The 18,423-nt window shown below is 37.6% G+C and carries 15 protein-coding genes and 1 pseudogene; 10 read left to right on the top strand and 6 right to left on the bottom strand.

What is annotated here, in order from left to right:
* Positions 1-18: 18 nt before the first annotated feature.
* The 3 genes and pseudogenes from PMEL_RS03425 to PMEL_RS03415 form a co-directional block, all read right to left on the bottom strand.
* Positions 19-621 (bottom strand): annotated as a pseudogene (locus PMEL_RS03425) (nucleotidyltransferase family protein); the annotation flags it as partial.
* Positions 622-656: 35 nt separating this feature from the next.
* Entirely contained in the window at positions 657-2,573 is a 1,917-nt protein-coding gene (locus PMEL_RS03420) for a polysaccharide biosynthesis protein (RefSeq protein WP_120173977.1), read from the bottom strand.
* A 167-nt stretch (positions 2,574-2,740) separates the two neighbouring features.
* Complete coding sequence (locus PMEL_RS03415; RefSeq protein ID WP_120173976.1) at positions 2,741-4,132, bottom strand: toxin-antitoxin system YwqK family antitoxin; 1,392 nt, start codon at positions 4,130-4,132, stop codon at positions 2,741-2,743.
* Between the two features lie 149 nt (positions 4,133-4,281).
* On the opposite strand from PMEL_RS03415, the gene PMEL_RS03410 reads away from it, so the two are divergent.
* From PMEL_RS03410 to sucD, 4 genes are all read left to right on the top strand, one after another.
* The gene (locus PMEL_RS03410) at positions 4,282-5,193 is read left to right on the top strand and encodes a phosphate acyltransferase (RefSeq protein ID WP_120173975.1); all 912 of its coding nucleotides are present in this window, start codon (positions 4,282-4,284) and stop codon (positions 5,191-5,193) included.
* 31 nt (positions 5,194-5,224) lie between these two features.
* Complete coding sequence (gene buk, locus PMEL_RS03405) at positions 5,225-6,289, top strand: butyrate kinase (RefSeq protein ID WP_120173974.1); 1,065 nt, start codon at positions 5,225-5,227, stop codon at positions 6,287-6,289.
* A 69-nt stretch (positions 6,290-6,358) separates the two neighbouring features.
* Positions 6,359-7,498 (top strand): ADP-forming succinate--CoA ligase subunit beta, encoded by a 1,140-nt coding sequence (gene sucC, locus PMEL_RS03400; RefSeq protein ID WP_120173973.1) that lies wholly within the window; start codon positions 6,359-6,361, stop codon positions 7,496-7,498.
* A gap of 12 nt (positions 7,499-7,510) precedes the next feature.
* The gene (gene sucD, locus PMEL_RS03395) at positions 7,511-8,383 is read left to right on the top strand and encodes a succinate--CoA ligase subunit alpha (RefSeq protein ID WP_120173972.1); all 873 of its coding nucleotides are present in this window, start codon (positions 7,511-7,513) and stop codon (positions 8,381-8,383) included.
* Positions 8,384-8,469: 86 nt separating this feature from the next.
* On the opposite strand, the gene PMEL_RS03390 is transcribed toward sucD, so the two are convergent.
* Positions 8,470-9,681: an esterase gene (locus PMEL_RS03390; protein WP_120173971.1), complete on the bottom strand. Its 1,212-nt coding sequence runs from the start codon at positions 9,679-9,681 to the stop codon at positions 8,470-8,472.
* Positions 9,682-10,706: 1,025 nt separating this feature from the next.
* On the opposite strand from PMEL_RS03390, the gene trxA reads away from it, so the two are divergent.
* Together trxA and PMEL_RS03380 are read left to right on the top strand one after the other, a co-directional pair.
* Complete coding sequence (gene trxA, locus PMEL_RS03385) at positions 10,707-11,216, top strand: thioredoxin (RefSeq protein WP_120173970.1); 510 nt, start codon at positions 10,707-10,709, stop codon at positions 11,214-11,216.
* Between the two features lie 9 nt (positions 11,217-11,225).
* A complete protein-coding gene (locus PMEL_RS03380; protein WP_120173969.1) occupies positions 11,226-11,582 on the top strand; it encodes a MarR family transcriptional regulator in 357 nt (118 codons plus the stop codon).
* Positions 11,583-11,737: 155 nt separating this feature from the next.
* Here the strand turns inward: PMEL_RS03380 and PMEL_RS03375 are convergent, their stop codons facing one another.
* Both PMEL_RS03375 and PMEL_RS03370 read right to left on the bottom strand, forming a co-directional pair.
* A complete protein-coding gene (locus tag PMEL_RS03375; RefSeq protein WP_120173968.1) occupies positions 11,738-13,279 on the bottom strand; it encodes a phosphotransferase in 1,542 nt (513 codons plus the stop codon).
* A gap of 118 nt (positions 13,280-13,397) precedes the next feature.
* Positions 13,398-13,604: a hypothetical protein gene (locus PMEL_RS03370; protein ID WP_120173967.1), complete on the bottom strand. Its 207-nt coding sequence runs from the start codon at positions 13,602-13,604 to the stop codon at positions 13,398-13,400.
* A 238-nt stretch (positions 13,605-13,842) separates the two neighbouring features.
* On the opposite strand from PMEL_RS03370, the gene PMEL_RS03365 reads away from it, so the two are divergent.
* The 4 genes from PMEL_RS03365 to lpxA are packed head-to-tail and all read left to right on the top strand — an operon-like array spanning position 13,843 to position 18,336.
* Positions 13,843-15,063 (top strand): HD domain-containing protein, encoded by a 1,221-nt coding sequence (locus PMEL_RS03365; RefSeq protein WP_120174623.1) that lies wholly within the window; start codon positions 13,843-13,845, stop codon positions 15,061-15,063.
* Between the two features lie 49 nt (positions 15,064-15,112).
* Complete coding sequence (gene lpxD / locus PMEL_RS03360; protein ID WP_120173966.1) at positions 15,113-16,153, top strand: UDP-3-O-(3-hydroxymyristoyl)glucosamine N-acyltransferase; 1,041 nt, start codon at positions 15,113-15,115, stop codon at positions 16,151-16,153.
* A gap of 5 nt (positions 16,154-16,158) precedes the next feature.
* A complete protein-coding gene (locus PMEL_RS03355; protein WP_120173965.1) occupies positions 16,159-17,547 on the top strand; it encodes a bifunctional UDP-3-O-[3-hydroxymyristoyl] N-acetylglucosamine deacetylase/3-hydroxyacyl-ACP dehydratase in 1,389 nt (462 codons plus the stop codon).
* An 18-nt stretch (positions 17,548-17,565) separates the two neighbouring features.
* The gene (gene lpxA / locus PMEL_RS03350) at positions 17,566-18,336 is read left to right on the top strand and encodes an acyl-ACP--UDP-N-acetylglucosamine O-acyltransferase (protein WP_120173964.1); all 771 of its coding nucleotides are present in this window, start codon (positions 17,566-17,568) and stop codon (positions 18,334-18,336) included.
* The last annotated feature ends 87 nt before the right edge of the window (positions 18,337-18,423 follow it).

Genomic DNA, 18,423 nt, shown 5'->3' with positions numbered 1-18,423 from the left:
CTTGCTGGTTGACTCTGCGGTCAGATGCTTAAACTGATTTTCTTTGCATTGATTGAAGTATCGACGCAACTTGTATTCATGCCACAAGTTACCCATAAATGAAGGAAAGAAATGTACTTCTACAGGTGTTTTAAAATAACTAAGTTCAATATGATGATATCCAATCTCTCCCTTTTTATCAAGTTCGCGAGAAATACGTATAATATCTAAAGTATTGGCATCAGTCCATAAATCGATGTCACCTGACGTACGCATATATGGGTCTGGGTACATCAAGGCATTGGTTTGTCCTTTTAAAATACAACTACGCACACCATATTTTTCTTGCATTAATCTGGTAAGTGCATTAGCATCTTTGTAGGTTTGCCTATTAGCTTGTGCTATAAAAGAGCAAGCACCATACCATTTAAATATTTGTTCTTTATTAGGTCGATAAGGAGAATCTGATAACCTTTTTATACCGTAAAATAAAACGCCAAGAATAGCTTGTTTTTTACCAAACTTATAAAGTGCGTCCCAATCCATTTCTGCCAAATTAGCTGGTTCCTTAGCATCTTCTTTCAAGCAGAAGCGCAGAAACTCAAAGAAAAGGTCAGAAGAATCTTTTTTCTTATATTTCATTAGTTTATTTACATTCTACTTAGTCGACAGATAAATTATTTGTCGAGAACAGAGTATTTACTATTATTACTTACGTACTCTGGTACAATTTCTTTCATTTTTTCAACGATAGCCATATCGTTATATGTATGACTCAATTCGATAAGCTCTTCAATCTGTTTGTTTACTTCATTAAAGTCGTATTCACGTACCTCTGCAATACGAATTTTCTCGTGGAAGCTTGGAAGTGTATTTTCAGTTGTACTCAACACTTCCTCATACAGCTTCTCACCAGCACGTAAGCCTGTATATTTAATTTCAATATTTTTAGCACCAGAAAGCTTGATCATTCGTTTAGCAAGATCAGCTATTCGGACAGGTTTGCCCATATCGAATACAAAGATTTCTCCTCCACTACCATGTGTACCAGCTTCAAGCACTAATTTACACGCTTCAGGAATCAACATAAAGAATCGAATGATATTAGGATCAGTAACAGTAACAGGTCCACCAGCCTTTATCTGCTTCTCAAACAAAGGAATCACAGAACCATTTGAACCTAACACATTACCAAAACGTGTAGTAACAAATTGTGTAGCAGGTTTACCATCTGCATGCTCGTTAATCATTTTGTTAAGGCTCTGACAATATATCTCACAGATACGCTTTGAGCAGCCCATAACATTTGTTGGGTTCACAGCCTTATCTGTTGAAACCATAACAAACTTCTTAACACCATATTTAACGCTGAGGTCTGCAATAACCTTTGTACCCCAGACATTATTCTGTATACTTTCTGATGGGTTGTTTTCCATCATTGGTACATGCTTATAAGCAGCTGCATGGAACACATAATCAGGCTTGTAAGTTTGGAAAATCTTTTCCATTCTCTCATAATTAGAGATACTTGCAACAATAGTATGTGCCTTAATATCTGGCCACTCAAATTGCATCATCAAGCGAATGTTATGCTGAGGGGTCTCTGCTTGGTCAATAAGAATAAGCTCTGCAGGCTTATATATAGCAATCTGGCGTACCATCTCAGAACCAATACTACCAGCTGAACCTGTAATCATAATTTTCTTATCACGTAACAGATTACCAATAGAATCCATATCAACATTAATCTGATCACGTGGAAGTAAGTCCTCAATACTAATTTCTTTGAGCTGTACAGCAGTATAATCGTCATTCTGACTCCATTCCTTCTCTGTAGGACTCATGAAAATCTGTACACCAAGACTCAGAAGTATATCTTGCAGTTTTAAATCATTACGAAAACGTTCATTTTGTAATGGAGATACTAAAACAGCCTTTATCTTCAATGATTTGATACGTTCAGCAAGGTTGTCATCAACAAGATAAATATTCTCACCCATGAGTAATCTACCGCTTATAGCTGGGTCATGAGCAATAAATCCTTTCAAAAGAAACTTACGTGGTTTATCGGTTCTAATGCTTTTTGCAAGACCTACACCACCATCTTTTACACCATAGATAAGTGTACGAATTCCTTTATCTGTATTAAATAACACATCATAAAGAGACTTTGTCAATATGCGGAAAGCCATCATACCTATGGTTGCAACAAGATACATAGCTGCAATCTGTCGACCTTGAAGACGAACAAATTCAAGATTCCAATGGTAAACAACATAATGCATTGCCTCTGCAATAACAAGCGAGAGACACATTGCTAATACTACTCGCTGCAAGTCAACAAAGGAAGAGTAACGAATAATTCCAGAATATGTACGGAAAATTTTAAAACCAATAAGGTTAAAAATCATGTACATAAAGATTGTTTTGGTCAGCAGCACTATGTGCTGAGGAGATACTGCACCATGATAATAAAGCCAGAAGACAAAGAGACCTGATAGATAACAGATAACAATGTCTATAGCTAAAATGACCCAATATGGGAGTGCATTTATAGAAAGATACCAATTCAACAGCTTGTCAAATACTTTCATAATCTCTTTAAATAGTTTACAGGTGATTGCCCATTATAAATAATGAACGTTTATCGTTCTCTCTTAGTAGAAAATTAATTTTATGATGCAAATATACTGAAAAATAATTAAATGATATACATCAATCTCGTTTTATTTAATTTAATTAATCTAAAAAAATAGTTGTATTACCTTACATCCATCTGAATATGATAAAGTCCTGCATAAAGGTTTGGCTGATGAGTAAAGGTTACAACAACTTCACGCTCATCATAATTCATTGATTTCATCTTTGGCTCAAGAATAAAATTTCCATCTGTGCCTTTATAATCTATACCACCAAGAGTTTTATAACCTGCATTGATAGCTTCTTGAGCAATAAGATACATTTCTTCCTCAGACCACGTAAAGATATTAATGCGCTCTACAAGGAGATTACCTCCTACAATTGTTCCAAAATAGCCTATTTGTCTTGGCTTATTACCTGTAACCTTATCCTTACTATTCTGTACATCATAAATCATATTATGATGAAAAATTACTTCCTTCTGTGCACCAAATCCATCAATTATTTGTGAAGAGTTTAAAAGGAAATTATAACTAATATTAGTTAACGCATCTACACTTTTTAACCTTTCACTTTCTCTGCTTAAAAGGCTATGCAGATAAGCAAAGTTGAATCTACCCTTCTGTGGTAAACTCATATCTGAAGATTTCTCTCCCTTAGTATTTCCAGTCTTTCCTTTAGAACTATCTGGGTACTTTATATTAGCAAGATATTTATCCTCTTTAGTCGTTTGCTTGGCAGCATGTTCTTTTACCTTATTATTAACAGACTTGCCATGATCGTTCTTTGTTGAATAATCATGTGTAGACAAAGATTCTTTAGTATCCTTTGAGAGATGATTATTTACTTTTTTAGCGTCTTTTATCTCTACTTTATCTTTTGGCTCTGTATTTTCTCTTGCTTTATAAATACTCTTTGATTGAGCCATTATCAAAGCCTCGTCTTGACGATAACGTTCGCAGAACTCATCCTCATTAGTGTTTTTATCAATATAATGATCCTTACCACCTTTTATCTCATTGACTTTGGTACCATTACGCCAAACCGTAGTGTATTCTAAACGCCCACTCTCTGTGTATGTATAACAAGGGCCGTCAAGCAATCCATTACGGTAAGATAATTTCATACCAATATTGCCACTTGGGAAGAAAGACAAAGCACGACCATTGGCCTTACCATTCTTATACTGTAATACAGACTCTACTCTACCCGACTTATGAAATGTTCTACACACTCCATTTAAAACCGTGTTTCGGTCATTCTGCTTGTTTATACTTATATAATGTTTCTCAGCTTGAAGTTGTCCCGTGATATAATAATCATAAAACATCTTCTGACCTTTATCATCAACCGCTAAAACTCTGTAATAGGCAGCTTTATCAGGACTATTAACTCCTTGCCACTGACTATCATAAAAAAAAGCTCCGTGAGGAATATAACTACGTGCTACACGTTGAGCAGTAGCTACAGTAAATAAGGTACTTACAAGTAATATAAAGTACAAACGTTTCATATGTAAATCTCTAATTCATTTGCAAATATACACCAACCAACACAAAAAAAAGAATTTTCTTCTGTTTTTTTCTTTAAATATCGAGCATATTTCAAAACAAAGTATTATCTTTGTCACAACATAAAACTTTAACTGAAAATCGATTAACTATGCCTGAAGAAAGAAAGCCTATCAATGACTTTAAGCAGCTAATTCATCTTCTTAAAGAAAGGAAGATTTGTAAGCGAACAGTAGTTGTTTGGCCTGAAGAAAGCCATACACAGGAAGCCGTTTGTAAAGCTGTACATGATGGTTTTATAGAGCCTATATTAGTATGCTCTAAAGAAACTATGGAAGACTATGCTAAGAAAAATGCTTTTCAATCTATTCTTGCGGAATCACCAGAGGATGCAGCACGCAAAGCTGTTGAAATAGTTAGAAGAGGTGATGCCGACATTGTAATGAAAGGCTTTCTTAACACAGATGTTCTTTTACGTGCCATACTTGATAAAGAAGTTGGAATCCTACCAAAAGATACAGTATTAACGCATATTACTGCAGCTAAGTTACCCGAGTATTCTAAGTTACTTTTCTTTACTGACGCTGCAGTTATTCCAGCTCCAAATGATAAACAGCGAAGAGCACAGGTAAAATATATTGTAGATTTCTGTCATGCCTTTGAAATCGAATGTCCTAAAATCGCTCTTATCCATTGTTCTGAGAAAGTTGACGAACGTCATTTCCCATATACAGTATCGTACAGAGAGTTGAAAGAAGAAGCAGAAACTGGTGCTTTTGGTAAATGCATAATAGACGGACCATTAGATTTGATTACTTCTTGTTCAATTGAAGCAATGAAAATCAAACAAATAAACTCTTCTATCAATGGAGAAGCTGACGCATTAATTTTCCCTGATATCGAAGCCGGTAATTTGTTTTATAAAACCGTTACTTTGTTTTGTCATGCAGAAACAGCAGCTATACTTCAAGGAACTATGGCACCAGTAGTACTTCCAAGTCGTGGTGACACAATTGAATCTAAGTACTATAGTCTTGCACTTGCAAGTCTTATCTCTAGATAGTATATATATTAAGGTATATAAATTAAACATTATGGCTTACAAGATTTTAGCTATTAACCCTGGATCAACATCAACCAAGATATCACTTGCCAATGATGATCAGCCAGTCTTTGTTGCTGATATTGCACACTCCAGAGAAGAACTGAGTAAGTTCAAGCGTGTATCCGATCAATACCATTTTCGTAAACAAGTTGTTATTGAGGAATTAAAGAATAGAAATATTCCTCTGGAGTTTGATGCTGTTATCGGACGTGGTGGATTAGCAAAACCAGTATCAAGTGGTGTGTTTACAATCACGGAACAGATGATAATTGATCAGCAAAGAGCTATTCACCAACATGCTTGTGACCTTGGCTGTATGATTGCTGATGAAATTGCGCGTGACATTCCAGGATGTAAGAGTTTTATAGCTGACCCTGGCGTGGTAGATGAAATGGAACCAGAAGCACGATTGTCAGGTTCTCCTCTCATGCCACGTATGTGTATTTGGCATGCTCTTAACCAAAAAGCAATTGGTAGACGATTTGCCAAAGATATGGGTACAACTTATGAAAAACTTAACCTTATTATATGCCATTTGGGAGGTGGAATTTCTATTGCAGCTCATTCACAAGGAAGGGCTATTGATGCCAATAATGCATTAGATGGTGAGGGCCCATTTTCACCAGAGCGTGCAGGTTCGTTACCTGCTGCTGACTTAATTCGTCTTTGCTTCAGTGGTAAATATACAGAAGACCAGTTATTAAAGAGAGTAAGTGGTCAGGCTGGTCTCATTGCACATCTTGGCACAAATGATCTCAAGGAGATAATAAACTGGATTGATGCGGGCGACAAACATGCAGAACTCGTGGTATCAGCTATGATATGGCATATTGCCAAGAACATTGCAGCAGAAGGAGCTGTGCTATGTGGAAACATTGATGCAATTCTTCTTACAGGTGGTATGGCTAAGTCTGACTATATCATAGAACGTCTCAAGCAACGCCTTTCTTATCTTGCACCAATTCATGTCTATCCTGGTCAAGATGAAATGCAGGCATTGACAGAAAATGCACTGGCTGTTCTTCGAGGTGAACGTGAGGCGCAGGAGTATTAAGACTTTTAAAAACTACTATCAAGAATCCTAAACAATTAATACATAGTTTATAAATTAAAACTAGAACTTATGAAGGTACATGAATACCAAGCAAAGAAATTCTTTGCAAGTTATGGGCTTCCGGTAGACCGCAATATTATTTGCCGTACTCCTGATGAAGCTGTTGAAGCCTACAAGCAATTAGGTATTGAGAAAGCCGTAGTGAAAGCTCAGGTTCACACGGGTGGACGTGGTAAGGCTGGTGGTGTGAAGCTTGGATGTAATGAAACTGAGATTCGTCAGCATGCAGAAGCTATCTTAGGTATGGACATCAAGGGGTTCATTGTAGACAGAGTACTTGTCAGTGAAGCTGTAGACATCGCATCAGAGTACTATATGAGTATTCTTGTTGACCGTAAGTCAAAGTGTCCTATGTTAATGCTGAGCCGTGCAGGTGGTATGGATATCGAGCAGGTAGCAAAGGAGACACCAGAGAAGATTGAGAAGATTGTCATTGACCCAGTTATTGGTATGAGTGACTATCTCGCACGTGAGGCTGCCTTCAAGCTTTTCGATGACATGGCACAGGTTAAACAGGCTGTACCAATCTTCAAGAATATTTATAAACTCTTTACTGAGAAGGATGCCTCATTGGCTGAAATCAACCCATTAGTCATGTTGAAGGATGGTTCTTTGAAAGCCATTGACGCAAAGATGACCTTCGACGATAATGCCCTTTTCCGTCACCCAGATGTAGCCGAACTTTTTGAACCTACAGAGGAAGAACGCAAGGAGCGTGAAGCTAAAGACAAGGGATTCAGCTATGTGAATCTTGGTGGTAGTATTGGCTGTATGGTAAATGGTGCTGGTCTTGCAATGGCTACCATGGACATGATTAAGCTATATGGTGGCGAACCAGCAAACTTCCTTGATATTGGTGGTAGTTCTAACCCTGAGAAGATCGTTGAAGCAATGAAACTTCTTTTGAGTGACAAACATGTAAAGGTTGTATTAATTAACATCTTTGGTGGTATTACTCGTTGTGATGATGTTGCTAACGGACTCTTAGAAGCATTCAAGGTTATTGAGACAGATATCCCAATTGTCATCCGTCTTACAGGAACGAATGAAGCAGAAGGTAGAGCAATCCTTGAAGGAACCCACTTTACTGTTGGCACGAGTATGGCAGATGCAGGACATAAGGCTGTAGAACTGAGCAAAAAACTTTAAAACACAAGAGTTATGAGTATTCTAATTAATAAAGATACAAGGTTAATCGTACAGGGCATTACAGGTCGTGATGGTAGTTTCCACGCTTCAAAGATGAAGGAGTATGGTACCAATGTTGTTGGTGGAACTTCACCAGGTAAGGCTGGCCAAGAAGTTTGTGGCATTCCTGTATTCAACACAGTTAAGGATGCTGTTGCTGCTACTGGTGCCAACACATCTATTATCTTCGTTCCAGCACCTTTCGCAAAGGATGCAATGCTTGAGGCGATTGATGGCGGTGTGAAACTCGTTATCTGTATAACCGAAGGTGTTCCGACACTCGATGCTGTTGCTGCACAGCGCTATGCAAAGATTAAGGGTGTAAAAGTAATCGGTCCTAACTGTCCTGGTCTTATTTCTCCAGAAGAGAGCATGGCTGGTATTATGCCTACTAATATCTTCAAGAAAGGACATACTGGTGTTATCAGTCGCAGTGGTACACTTACCTATGAAGTCGTTTATAATCTTACACAAGCTGGTTTGGGACAGTCAACAGCAGTTGGTGTAGGTGGTGACCCAGTTGTTGGACTTTATTTCGAGGAACTTCTCCGTATGTTCCAAGATGATCCAGAGACAGATAGTATTGCACTCATCGGAGAAATTGGTGGAGATGCCGAAGAGCGTGCGGCTAAGTTTATCAAAGAGCATGTAACTAAGCCTGTGGCTGTATTTATTTCTGGCCAGCAGGCTCCTCCTGGAAAACAGATGGGACACGCTGGTGCTATCATCTCAAGTGGCTCAGGTTCTGCAAGCGAAAAGATTGCAGCTTTTGAGGCTGTAGGTGTACCTGTTGCACGTGAGACAAGTGAAATACCAGAGCTTCTTAAGAAGCAATTAAAGAAGTAAAAGGCTTGGTATTTAAACCATTTTCTATAATGTTTAGAGGAATATCCTTAGTGGATATTCCTCTATTTTATTTCTGACACGCTTATTTATTTTACATGCTTGAAAATCTTTTGTGCAAATATAGCCAGATATTCTCTCCAGTTTCGCCAAGTATGCCCGCCTTTCGTCTTAAGATAAGCGTATTTATAAGATTCTTTGTCCAATGCTGCACGAAGTTTTTCATCATCGTGTGAGAGGAAATCATCCTTACCAATACCTATCCATATAAGCTTAGGAGACTTCTTACACAACGTCTTAAACTTTTCGTCGATGTTCGTATAAATAGGAGAAAGGCTATCACCATCCTTTGACACTTGACTGAATGCTGCAGAAAATAAGCCAACATAATCAAAGGCATCTGGATTATTTAATGCAGTATAAATCGAATGAAAACCACCCATAGACAGTCCAGCAATTGCTCTGTTTGCCTTATCCTTCTTTACACGATAAGCCTTTTCTACAAACTGAATGATATCAGGAAATGCCTTTTCAAAGTTTCCATCCATTGTTTTAGGGTATCGCATTGTAGCAGTAACAAATCCACGAGAGCCCTCACCCGGTGCTGCTTCCTGCGAAATATTACCATTTGGCATTACCACAACCATTGGCTCTGCTTTCCCCTCAGCAATAAGATTATCCAGAATTTGTGTGGCACGACCCAATTCTTCCCATGCATTCTCATCTCCTCCCATACCATGAAGCAAATAAAGAACAGGATAGCTTCGCTTGTTTGTTTCGTAACCAGCTGGTGTATAGACCGTCATACGACGTTTAAGTCCTGCCGTTGGACTATCATACCATACCTTTCTAACCGTTCCATGGAGTACATTCTTTACTGCATACAAGCCATCTACACCGCCACCAATAAGAGCAACACTATATGTATTACCAATATCACGTACCGTATATATATTCTTTGGATCAGTTATCTTTACACCATCAACAATAAGATTATAACTATAAAACTCAGGCTTTAACGGTGCAGTTGTCAGTGTCCACAGTCCATTTTCATCTTTATTCATCAGCTGTGGGGTCCAGTTTCCATCTGCATACTTATCTGGAGTATCTTTCCCTGCATATAGGAAATTACCTGTAAGTTCTACTTTCTTAGCATTTGGTGCAAAAAGACTGATAGTTAAAGTGTTATCAGTACTTACAACAGGAGACACAATCTCATTATCTTTCCAATTAAGAACCTCCTGAGCAGTTACTATTGAAATGCTTGTAAGGCAAGCAAAAAAAAGAATGAACCTTTTCATGATTTCGTATTTTTATTTATGACATTAACTTAATTCTCAATGTATGCGGACACCATTATTTGAAGTGCAGACACATATTTGATGATGTTTACATAGGTTGAAAGATCTTGAAGACATTATTACCAGCGAGTTATAAAGGTATCAGATAAATGAAGATTTCTCCCCCACTTTTCAAATATCTTTTATTATTTACTACTTATAATTAGTAAATTCAAAGATGGTTTATAGCCCAATCAGCTTATGTCTTTTGAAACTTCTCTACTCATAGACAAAGGTAAATAAAAATCATATAAATTCAAATACATAAACAAAAAAACTAAAAGTCAAGTGCAATTAAAGAACAACAACTCGTACCATATTATATGAAACATACACTTTGCTTTAAGTCTATTTCTTGTTATCAAATTAAGCATATATTTAGATGCTAATAAGATTTGAGTTTAACAACAAGTTGTCTCTACTTCAGTAAGAAAATTCAATGTATTTAGTGCTTAGCACCATTGGTGCGGAGCCTTGGCACTAATGGTGTTAACCATTAACACGATGTGTACTGAGTAACCACACATCAAATAAAGATAGGAAGATAGATGTATTAAGAACGTTATAATGAAGATTGAAAGCTGTTAAAGCCTAACTACAACACAAACAAGAAACACTCTTTATTTCTATATTTATAAATGAAGGTAGTTACTTTTAACTTAAATCAGTCATTAGACAACAATATGTTTAGGCTCTAATGACCGACTGGGGTTAAACGTGCAATAATATAGAATATAAAATATAAAATGACGTTTTATTGCTAAAGCCTTAATTATAAATTTATAATTATAACCATTGTCAGTACATTATCTTATCACTTATAATCTAATAAGATGTTAAAACATAGTGAGAAATTTTCCGTTGGAAATTTGGTAGAATATAAAAAATTACTTACCTTTGCAACGTTTTCCTTAGGAAACAAAATAAATATTAACAAGCCGATAGGTAATAGAACCTCGGTAAAATAAAGATTACATATATAAAGAATGAAACGTACAGCAACACTTGTAGTGGCTATTATGGCATTAACACTGACTGCTTGTAAGGCAGATAACAGTCCTAAAAAGCAGGATAACAGTGCAATGACAACAGAACAAACAGGATTAAATAATCAAAATGAAGGAAAGGAAACTAAGATGAATGTAACAGAAATGAATTCAGAAATGTTCCAGCAGAAGGTTATGGATTACAAGAAGAATCCAAAAACTTGGAACTTTAAGGGTGATAAGCCTGCTATTATTGACTTTTATGCAACATGGTGTGGTCCATGTAAAGCGACAGCACCAGTACTTGAAGAAGTAGCGAATGATTATGCAGGTCAGATTGACGTTTATAAGGTTGATGTTGACAAGCAGCGTGAGTTAGCAGCCCTCTTTGGTATTCGTTCAATCCCATCAATCCTCTTTATCCCTAAGACAGGTGAACCTACAATGCAGAATGGAGCTATGAACAAGGCTCAGTTTGAGGAGGTTATTAAGTCTGTATTGTTGAAGTAAAGACATATAATGGACAATCATTGTATCAGTAAGATTCGCGAAATATTTCGTGTCATCACTGCTTTTGAATGTGGATTACAACAGCAGATAGGCTTAAACATCAATGAAGCAATGCTGTTATGTCTACTCTCAGAGAGTGAGAATCCTATGTTGGCTGGCGAAATAGCTGAAGAGATGGGACTGACACGTTCGAATGCTTCAAAGGTAATCGCTTCATTGGAGCAAGCTTCGCTTATTCGCCGACGTGCCTGTTCGGAGGATGGACGTTGCCAAAGGTTTCACATTACAAAACATGGTTTAGAGAAATTAGACCATTTTCATTGTGACTCCATAGCAGTACCAGAGGAGTTAAAAGACATAATATAAGAAATATCGCTATCTTTCTGAACATAAGTAAAGCTAAACAAATATAGGGACGTATAGAGCGTGAGTAGCCAATTGGCATTTTAATAACTCGCAACCTATACGTCCCTATTTATATCTATTATCTCAAGATACCAACTCTTTTAAATGCAAGAGAGTTACTTCGCCTTTAATATTTGTTCAATACCTTGTTCTCTATGCTTTATGCGTACCTCAATTCCATATTTTTCATTGAGATGTTCAGCAAGATGCTGCGCGCTGTAAACAGAGCGATGCTGTCCACCTGTACAACCAAATGAGAACATTAAATCAGTAAAACCACGTTGCATATAACGTTCTACATGATGCTCAGCCAAGTCATACACAGGCTTCAAGAACTCAAGAATCTCACCATCATCTTCAAGGAAGCGAATGACAGGCTCATCTAATCCCGTAATCTTCTTATAAGGTTCGTAACGACCTGGGTTATGTGTACTTCTACAATCAAAGACATAACCGCCACCATTACCAGATGTGTCTTCAGGAATTCCTTTCTTAAAAGAGAAACTAAAAACACGCACCACCAATGGTCCTTTACCATCATATTTAGAGAAGGTTGCAGGACCATCTAAAGGATTAGCCTTATAAATATCTTTCTCTGCTATTTTAAGACCATCTGTTCTGTTAGCTGCAGGTTTCTCAATATGTGCAAACTGTGGTAACAATGTGAGTCGCTTCAACATATCCATCATGTATGGATATGGGAAGACATCATCACCTAATGCCAAGAGATCACGTAAGTTTTGTATAGCAGGAGGTATGGAATCAATAAAATGCTTCTTACGTTCAAAGTAACCACGGAATCCGTAAGCACCTAAAACTTGCAAGGTACGGAAGAGAACAAACAATGATAAGCGATTAACAAAATGACGTTTAGAAGGAACCTCTGTATAATTCTTAAGGCTCTGGTAGTATTCAAATACCAATTCACGGCGAAGTTGGAAAGAATACTTAGCACTTGCTTGCCATAAGAATGACGCAAGATCGTAATAGAAAGGACCTTTTCTTCCACCTTGAAAATCAATAAAATATGGTTTCCCTTCCTTATCTAACATAATGTTACGTGCTTGAAAATCACGATAAAGGAAAGAATCCATCTTCTCTGAAGTTAAATCCTTCGCAAACATACGGAAGTTTGCTTCAAGCTTCAATTCATGGAATTCAAGTTCGGTTGCTTTAAGAAAACAGTACTTAAAATAGTTCAAGTCAAAGAGTACGCTCTCCTGATTGAATTCAGGTTGTGGATAACAATTAGAGAAATCAAGTTCTCTTGCGCCTCGCAACTGAATATTTGGCAATTCTCTTATAGCATTACGCAATAGCTTTTGCTCAGCAAGATTATATCGTCCACCTGCCTCACGTCCACCCCGTATGGCATCAAAGAGCGATGTATTACCAAGGTCTGACTGCAGATAACACGACTCATCAGCAGACACAGCTAAAACATGTGGTACTGGTAAACGCCTTTTTTCAAAATGTTTAGCAAGATAGATAAAAGCATGATTTTCATCACGACTTGTTCCAATAACACCAATGACAGTATCACCCTCTTCATCAAACATTCGGTAATACTCACGGTTACTACCTGCTCCTGCTAACTTTTCGACATTTGAAGGGCTACTACCCTTCCAATTCTTATATAGTTCTAATAGTTGCTCCATAATTCATTTACTATGTAGAGTTGTGAAACTATAGCTTTACCTTCGTTCTCTTTCTACATAATGATACATAATTTTTATAGCTTAATCGGTGAATGCTATAAACTTTACGTCTGTAAATTTAGTCTTCCTCCTCAAGCTTTTTCTTGATATCTTCAGCTTGTTTCTCACCACGTTTCTTATGGTCATACTGGCGTAACAAGCCATCTACCAATAATAGAAGAGCAAGAACTCCACCCGTAATAAGCCATGACCTTGTAAGATAATATATGCCTCCAATAACTATGAAGAGCACTGCAAATTCTTTCCAGTTAATTAATTGTTTCATGCTACAAAGTTAACGAAAAGATTACAGATAAGAGTTGAAAACAAAGAAGTTTTTATTTTAATTATCCTAATCTCTCTGATTTCTTGTTTTCATTGTTTTAAATGAAGTGATAATTGAGTCTAAGGCAGTTGCTTTCTTACTACGTTTTTTAATAAATTATTTGATTAAAGGCTGTTGTCTTAAGGAAATATACTATCTTTGTAGTTTAATGATAAAAGAGCAAGATAACATAGATAAGATGACAGACGCAAAGATAATTAACGACCCTGTTTTCGGATTTATAAAGGTGCCACGTGGACTGTTACTTGACATTGTACGTCACCCACTGATGCAGCGATTAACACGCATCAAGCAATTAGGATTAACACAAGAGGTTTATCCTGGTGCACAACACACACGTTTTCAACACTCTTTAGGTGCTTTTCATCTTATGAGTGAAGCACTTATATCGCTACAACAAAAGGGCGTGTTTCTCTTTGATAGTGAGGCAGAAGCTGTACAAGCAGCTATTCTTATGCATGATATCGGTCACGCCCCTTTTTCTCACGTCTTAGAGGATACACTTATCAGTGGTATTACCCATGAAGAAATATCATTGATGATGATGGACCGCATCAATCAAGATATGCATGGAACACTAAATCTTGCTATCAGTATTTTCAAAGATGAATACCCAAAATCCTATCTCCATCAGCTGATTTCCAGCCAACTTGATATGGACAGGCTTGACTATCTTCGCCGTGATAGCTTCTTTACAGGAGTAACGGAAGGTAATATTGGTTCAGCACGTATTATTAAGATGCTTAACGTTGTTAATGATGCGTTGGTTGTCGAGTCAAATGGAATTTATTCTATTGAAAATTATCTTACATCACGCCGTCTAATGTATTGGCAGGTATATCTGCATAAAACTACAGTTGGCTGTGAGAATGTTCTTATCAACGCTTTGCGCCGAGCTAAACAATTAGCAAAAGAAGGCGTTGAACTCTTTGCTTCGCCTGCTCTTCGTTACTTTCTTTACAATGACATAACAGCTGATACTTTTCAAGCTGATAACAACGCCTTAGATAACTATATTGCATTGGATGACAACGATATATGGAGTGCGATTAAAGTGTGGCAACAGCATAATGATAAGATACTCTCACTCTTATCTTCAAATATAATCAATCGAAAAATATTCAAAGTAGAAGTGCGGGAAGAAGAACCTACAATAGAAGAAATTAATAAACTTAAACAACAGATTTCTGAACAGTATGAGATAGGTCTTACAGATTGTGATTACCTCATTGGAGTCAATCGAGTACAGAAAGATATGTACAATCCTTTCGATGACCATATTAGTATTCTGTACAAAGATGGAACATTGAAAGATATAACCGAAGCATCAGAGATTTTGAACATTGAATTGCTCTCGAAAAAAATATGCAAATATTACCTATCTTATCAACGTTTCTAATAAAAAATCCCTATCTTTGCACAAATATAAACAATAAAAGGCAATATAAATGGAATTCTCTGCGAAACAAATATCGCAATTTATACAAGGTCGTATTGAAGGTGACGAAAACGTAACCATTAATACCTTCGCCAAGATTGAAGAAGGTAAGAAAGGAGCTATCTCTTTTCTTGCAAATCCTAAATATACACACCATCTCTTCGAAACAGAGTCAAGCATCGTTCTTATTGATGAAGACATTCAACTGGATAAGGAGGTAAAGCCTACTCTTATCCGTGTAAAGAATGCACGTGATTGCGTTGCTAAATTGTTGCAACTCTATGAAAGTATGAAACCAAAGAAGCAGGGTATAGACTCGCTTGCTTTTGTTTCTTCTAAAGCAACAATTGGCAAGGATGTCTATATTGGTGCTTTTGCGTATATTGGCGACGGCGTGACTTTGGGCGATGGCTGTCAGATTTATCCTCATGCAACAATTATGGATGGTGTGCAGTTGGGAAATAATTGTATTGTCTATCCAAACGCAAGTGTTTATCATGGTTGTAAGATTGGCAACAATGTTATCCTCCATTCTGGTTGTGTAATTGGTGCGGATGGCTTCGGCTTTGCTCCCAACCCAGAGACCAATAGCTATGATAAGATTCCTCAGATAGGTATCGTTACAATAGAAGATGATGTAGAGATTGGTGCCAACACTTGTATTGACCGATCAACAATGGGCAGCACATACGTGCGTAAGGGTGTAAAACTTGACAACCTTGTTCAAATAGCACATAACAACGATATTGGTGAGAATACAGTGATGTCTGCTCAGGTAGGTATTGCTGGCTCAACTAAGGTTGGAGAATGGTGTATGTTTGGTGGTCAGGTGGGTATTGCTGGTCATATCACTATCGGTGACAAAGTTTTCCTTGGTGCACAGTCAGGTGTTCCAGGCAGCTTAAAGAGTAATCAGCAACTCATTGGTACTCCACCAATGGAGCAACGTCCATACTTTAAGTCACAAGCAATCTTCCAACGTTTGCCAGAAATGTACAAGCAGTTAAATGCGCTGCAGAAAGAAATTGAAGAATTGAAAAAGAATAAATAACATACATGGAAACAGTTAAGCAGAAAACTTTAAAGGGGAGTTTTTCCCTCTTCGGAAAGGGACTTCATACAGGATTGAGTCTTACTGTAACATTCAACCCTGCCCCAGAAAATACTGGCTATAAAATACAAAGAATTGATCTTGATGGACAGCCTATTATTGATGCTGTTGCTGAAAACGTTATTGATACGCAGCGCGGAACTGTATTGGCTAAGGGCGAAGCACGTGTTAGTACGATTGAACATGGTATGTCTGCCCTTTATGCAATGGGTATCGACAACTGTCTTATACAGATAAATGGTCCAGAGTTTCCTATTCTTGATGGTTCTGCGACGATGTATGTTGATAAAATCAACGAGGTAGGTATTGTTGATCAGAATGCTCCAAAGGATTACTATATCATTCGCAAGAAGATTGAAATTAAAGATGAGAATGGTTCTGTTATTACCATTCTTCCAGACGAGCAGTTCTCAATCACCGCTATGTGTAACTTTGACTCTAAGTTTATTAGCAGTCAATTTGCTACATTGGATGATATTAATACTTATGCAACTGAGATAGCACCAGCACGTACATTCGTTTTTGTACGTGACATTATGCCACTCTTGCAGGCTAACTTGATTAAGGGTGGTGACTTGGATAATGCAATTATTATCTATGAACAGCAGGTTTCACAAGAGAAACTCGATCAATTGGCAGACCTCTTGAAGGTTCCACGTATGGATGCTAATAATATTGGTTATATCCAGCACAAGCCATTACAATGGGATAACGAGTGTACACGCCATAAGCTCCTTGATATTATCGGTGACATGGCATTGATTGGTAAGCCTATTAAGGGACGTATCATTGCTACTCGTCCAGGTCATACTGTAAACAACAAGTTTGCACGTCTGATGCGTAAGGAAATACGCAAGCATGAGATACAAGCACCAATGTATGATCCAAACGAAGAACCATTGATGGATAACATCCGTATCCGTGAGCTTTTACCACACCGCTATCCAATGCAGTTGGTAGATAAGGTCATTGCAATGGGATCAACAAGTATCATTGGTATTAAGAATGTAACCAGCAACGAGCCATTCTTCCAAGGACATTTTCCACAAGAGCCTGTTATGCCTGGTGTATTGCAGGTTGAGGCTATGGCTCAGTGTGGTGGGCTCTTGGTACTTTCTCAGGTTGAAGAACCAGAGCGTTGGTCAACTTACTTCTTGAAGATTGATGATGTTAAGTTCCGCCAGAAAGTTATTCCAGGTGACACGCTCATGTTCCGTGTTGAACTTCTTGGTCCTGTTCGTCATGGAATTAGTTCAATGAAGGGTTATATGTTTGTTGGCGAGCGTGTTGTTGCTGAGGCTACATTCACTGCACAAATTGTAAAGAACAAGTAATAATTACACAAGACAATTATGAACCAGATAAGCCCATTGGCCTTTGTTCATCCAGAGGCAAAACTTGGTGATAATAATATAATTGGTCCATTCTGTTATATTGATAAGAATACTGTTATCGGTGATAATAATGTGTTCCAGAATAGCGTAACCATTCATGTTGGTGCACGTTTGGGCAATAACAATGAAATATTCCCAGGTGCCAGCATCTCTACAAAACCTCAGGACTTGAAGTTTAGAAATGAGGAAACACTTTGTGAGATTGGTGATAACAACTCTATTCGTGAGAATGTTACAATTTCGCGTGGTACAGCCTCAAAGGGTACAACAAAGGTTGGTAGCAATAACTTGCTGATGGAGTGTGTACATATTGCACACGACTGTGTCATTGGATCTGGTGACATTATTGGTAATGCAACCAAATTTGCAGGTGAGGTAATAGTCGATGATAATGCTATCATCTCTGCTAATATTCTCTGCCATCAGTTCTGCCATATAGGTGGATATGTTATGATACAGGGTGGAAGCCGCTTCTCTATGGATATTCCACCATATATCATTGTGGGTAAGGAACCTGCACGCTACATGGGTATTAATCTTATTGGGCTCCGTCGTCGTGGCTTCTCAAGTGAGCTTATTGACCTCATCCACAATGCTTACCGCATTCTTTATGGCACAGGTACACGTGCTGAGAACATTCAGAAGATTAAGAGTGAGCTACAAATAACACCAGAGATTCAGCAAATTATAGATTTTGTAGAATCATCTGAACGTGGTATTATAAGATAAAAGACTATCCCCTCCTCTTTCAAAAGGGAGGGGAATCTTTAACAGAGAGCAAAGAGGTTGAGTATTTCCACAACTTAAACGAGTTGG

The organism is Prevotella melaninogenica, assembly GCF_003609775.1.
Lineage (GTDB): Bacteria > Bacteroidota > Bacteroidia > Bacteroidales > Bacteroidaceae > Prevotella > Prevotella melaninogenica_A.
Note: the sequence above shows the minus strand (reverse complement) of the source record. Positions and strands in the feature narration are given on the sequence as shown.

Bases quoted from the DNA above. Each gene is read 5' to 3' on its own strand.
- sucD (WP_120173972.1), top strand. From the start codon at position 7,511: ATGAGTATTCTAATTAATAAAGATACAAGGTTAATCGTACAGGGCATT.
- PMEL_RS03375 (WP_120173968.1), bottom strand. From the start codon at position 13,279: ATGGAGCAACTATTAGAACTATATAAGAATTGGAAGGGTAGTAGCCCT.
- PMEL_RS03380 (WP_120173969.1), top strand. From the start codon at position 11,226: ATGGACAATCATTGTATCAGTAAGATTCGCGAAATATTTCGTGTCATC.
- lpxA (WP_120173964.1), top strand. From the start codon at position 17,566: ATGAACCAGATAAGCCCATTGGCCTTTGTTCATCCAGAGGCAAAACTT.
- PMEL_RS03355 (WP_120173965.1), top strand. From the start codon at position 16,159: ATGGAAACAGTTAAGCAGAAAACTTTAAAGGGGAGTTTTTCCCTCTTC.
- PMEL_RS03415 (WP_120173976.1), bottom strand. From the start codon at position 4,132: ATGAAACGTTTGTACTTTATATTACTTGTAAGTACCTTATTTACTGTA.
- lpxD (WP_120173966.1), top strand. From the start codon at position 15,113: ATGGAATTCTCTGCGAAACAAATATCGCAATTTATACAAGGTCGTATT.
- trxA (WP_120173970.1), top strand. From the start codon at position 10,707: ATGAAACGTACAGCAACACTTGTAGTGGCTATTATGGCATTAACACTG.
- sucC (WP_120173973.1), top strand. From the start codon at position 6,359: ATGAAGGTACATGAATACCAAGCAAAGAAATTCTTTGCAAGTTATGGG.
- buk (WP_120173974.1), top strand. From the start codon at position 5,225: ATGGCTTACAAGATTTTAGCTATTAACCCTGGATCAACATCAACCAAG.
- PMEL_RS03420 (WP_120173977.1), bottom strand. From the start codon at position 2,573: ATGAAAGTATTTGACAAGCTGTTGAATTGGTATCTTTCTATAAATGCA.
- PMEL_RS03390 (WP_120173971.1), bottom strand. From the start codon at position 9,681: ATGAAAAGGTTCATTCTTTTTTTTGCTTGCCTTACAAGCATTTCAATA.
- PMEL_RS03410 (WP_120173975.1), top strand. From the start codon at position 4,282: ATGCCTGAAGAAAGAAAGCCTATCAATGACTTTAAGCAGCTAATTCAT.
- PMEL_RS03370 (WP_120173967.1), bottom strand. From the start codon at position 13,604: ATGAAACAATTAATTAACTGGAAAGAATTTGCAGTGCTCTTCATAGTT.
- PMEL_RS03365 (WP_120174623.1), top strand. From the start codon at position 13,843: ATGACAGACGCAAAGATAATTAACGACCCTGTTTTCGGATTTATAAAG.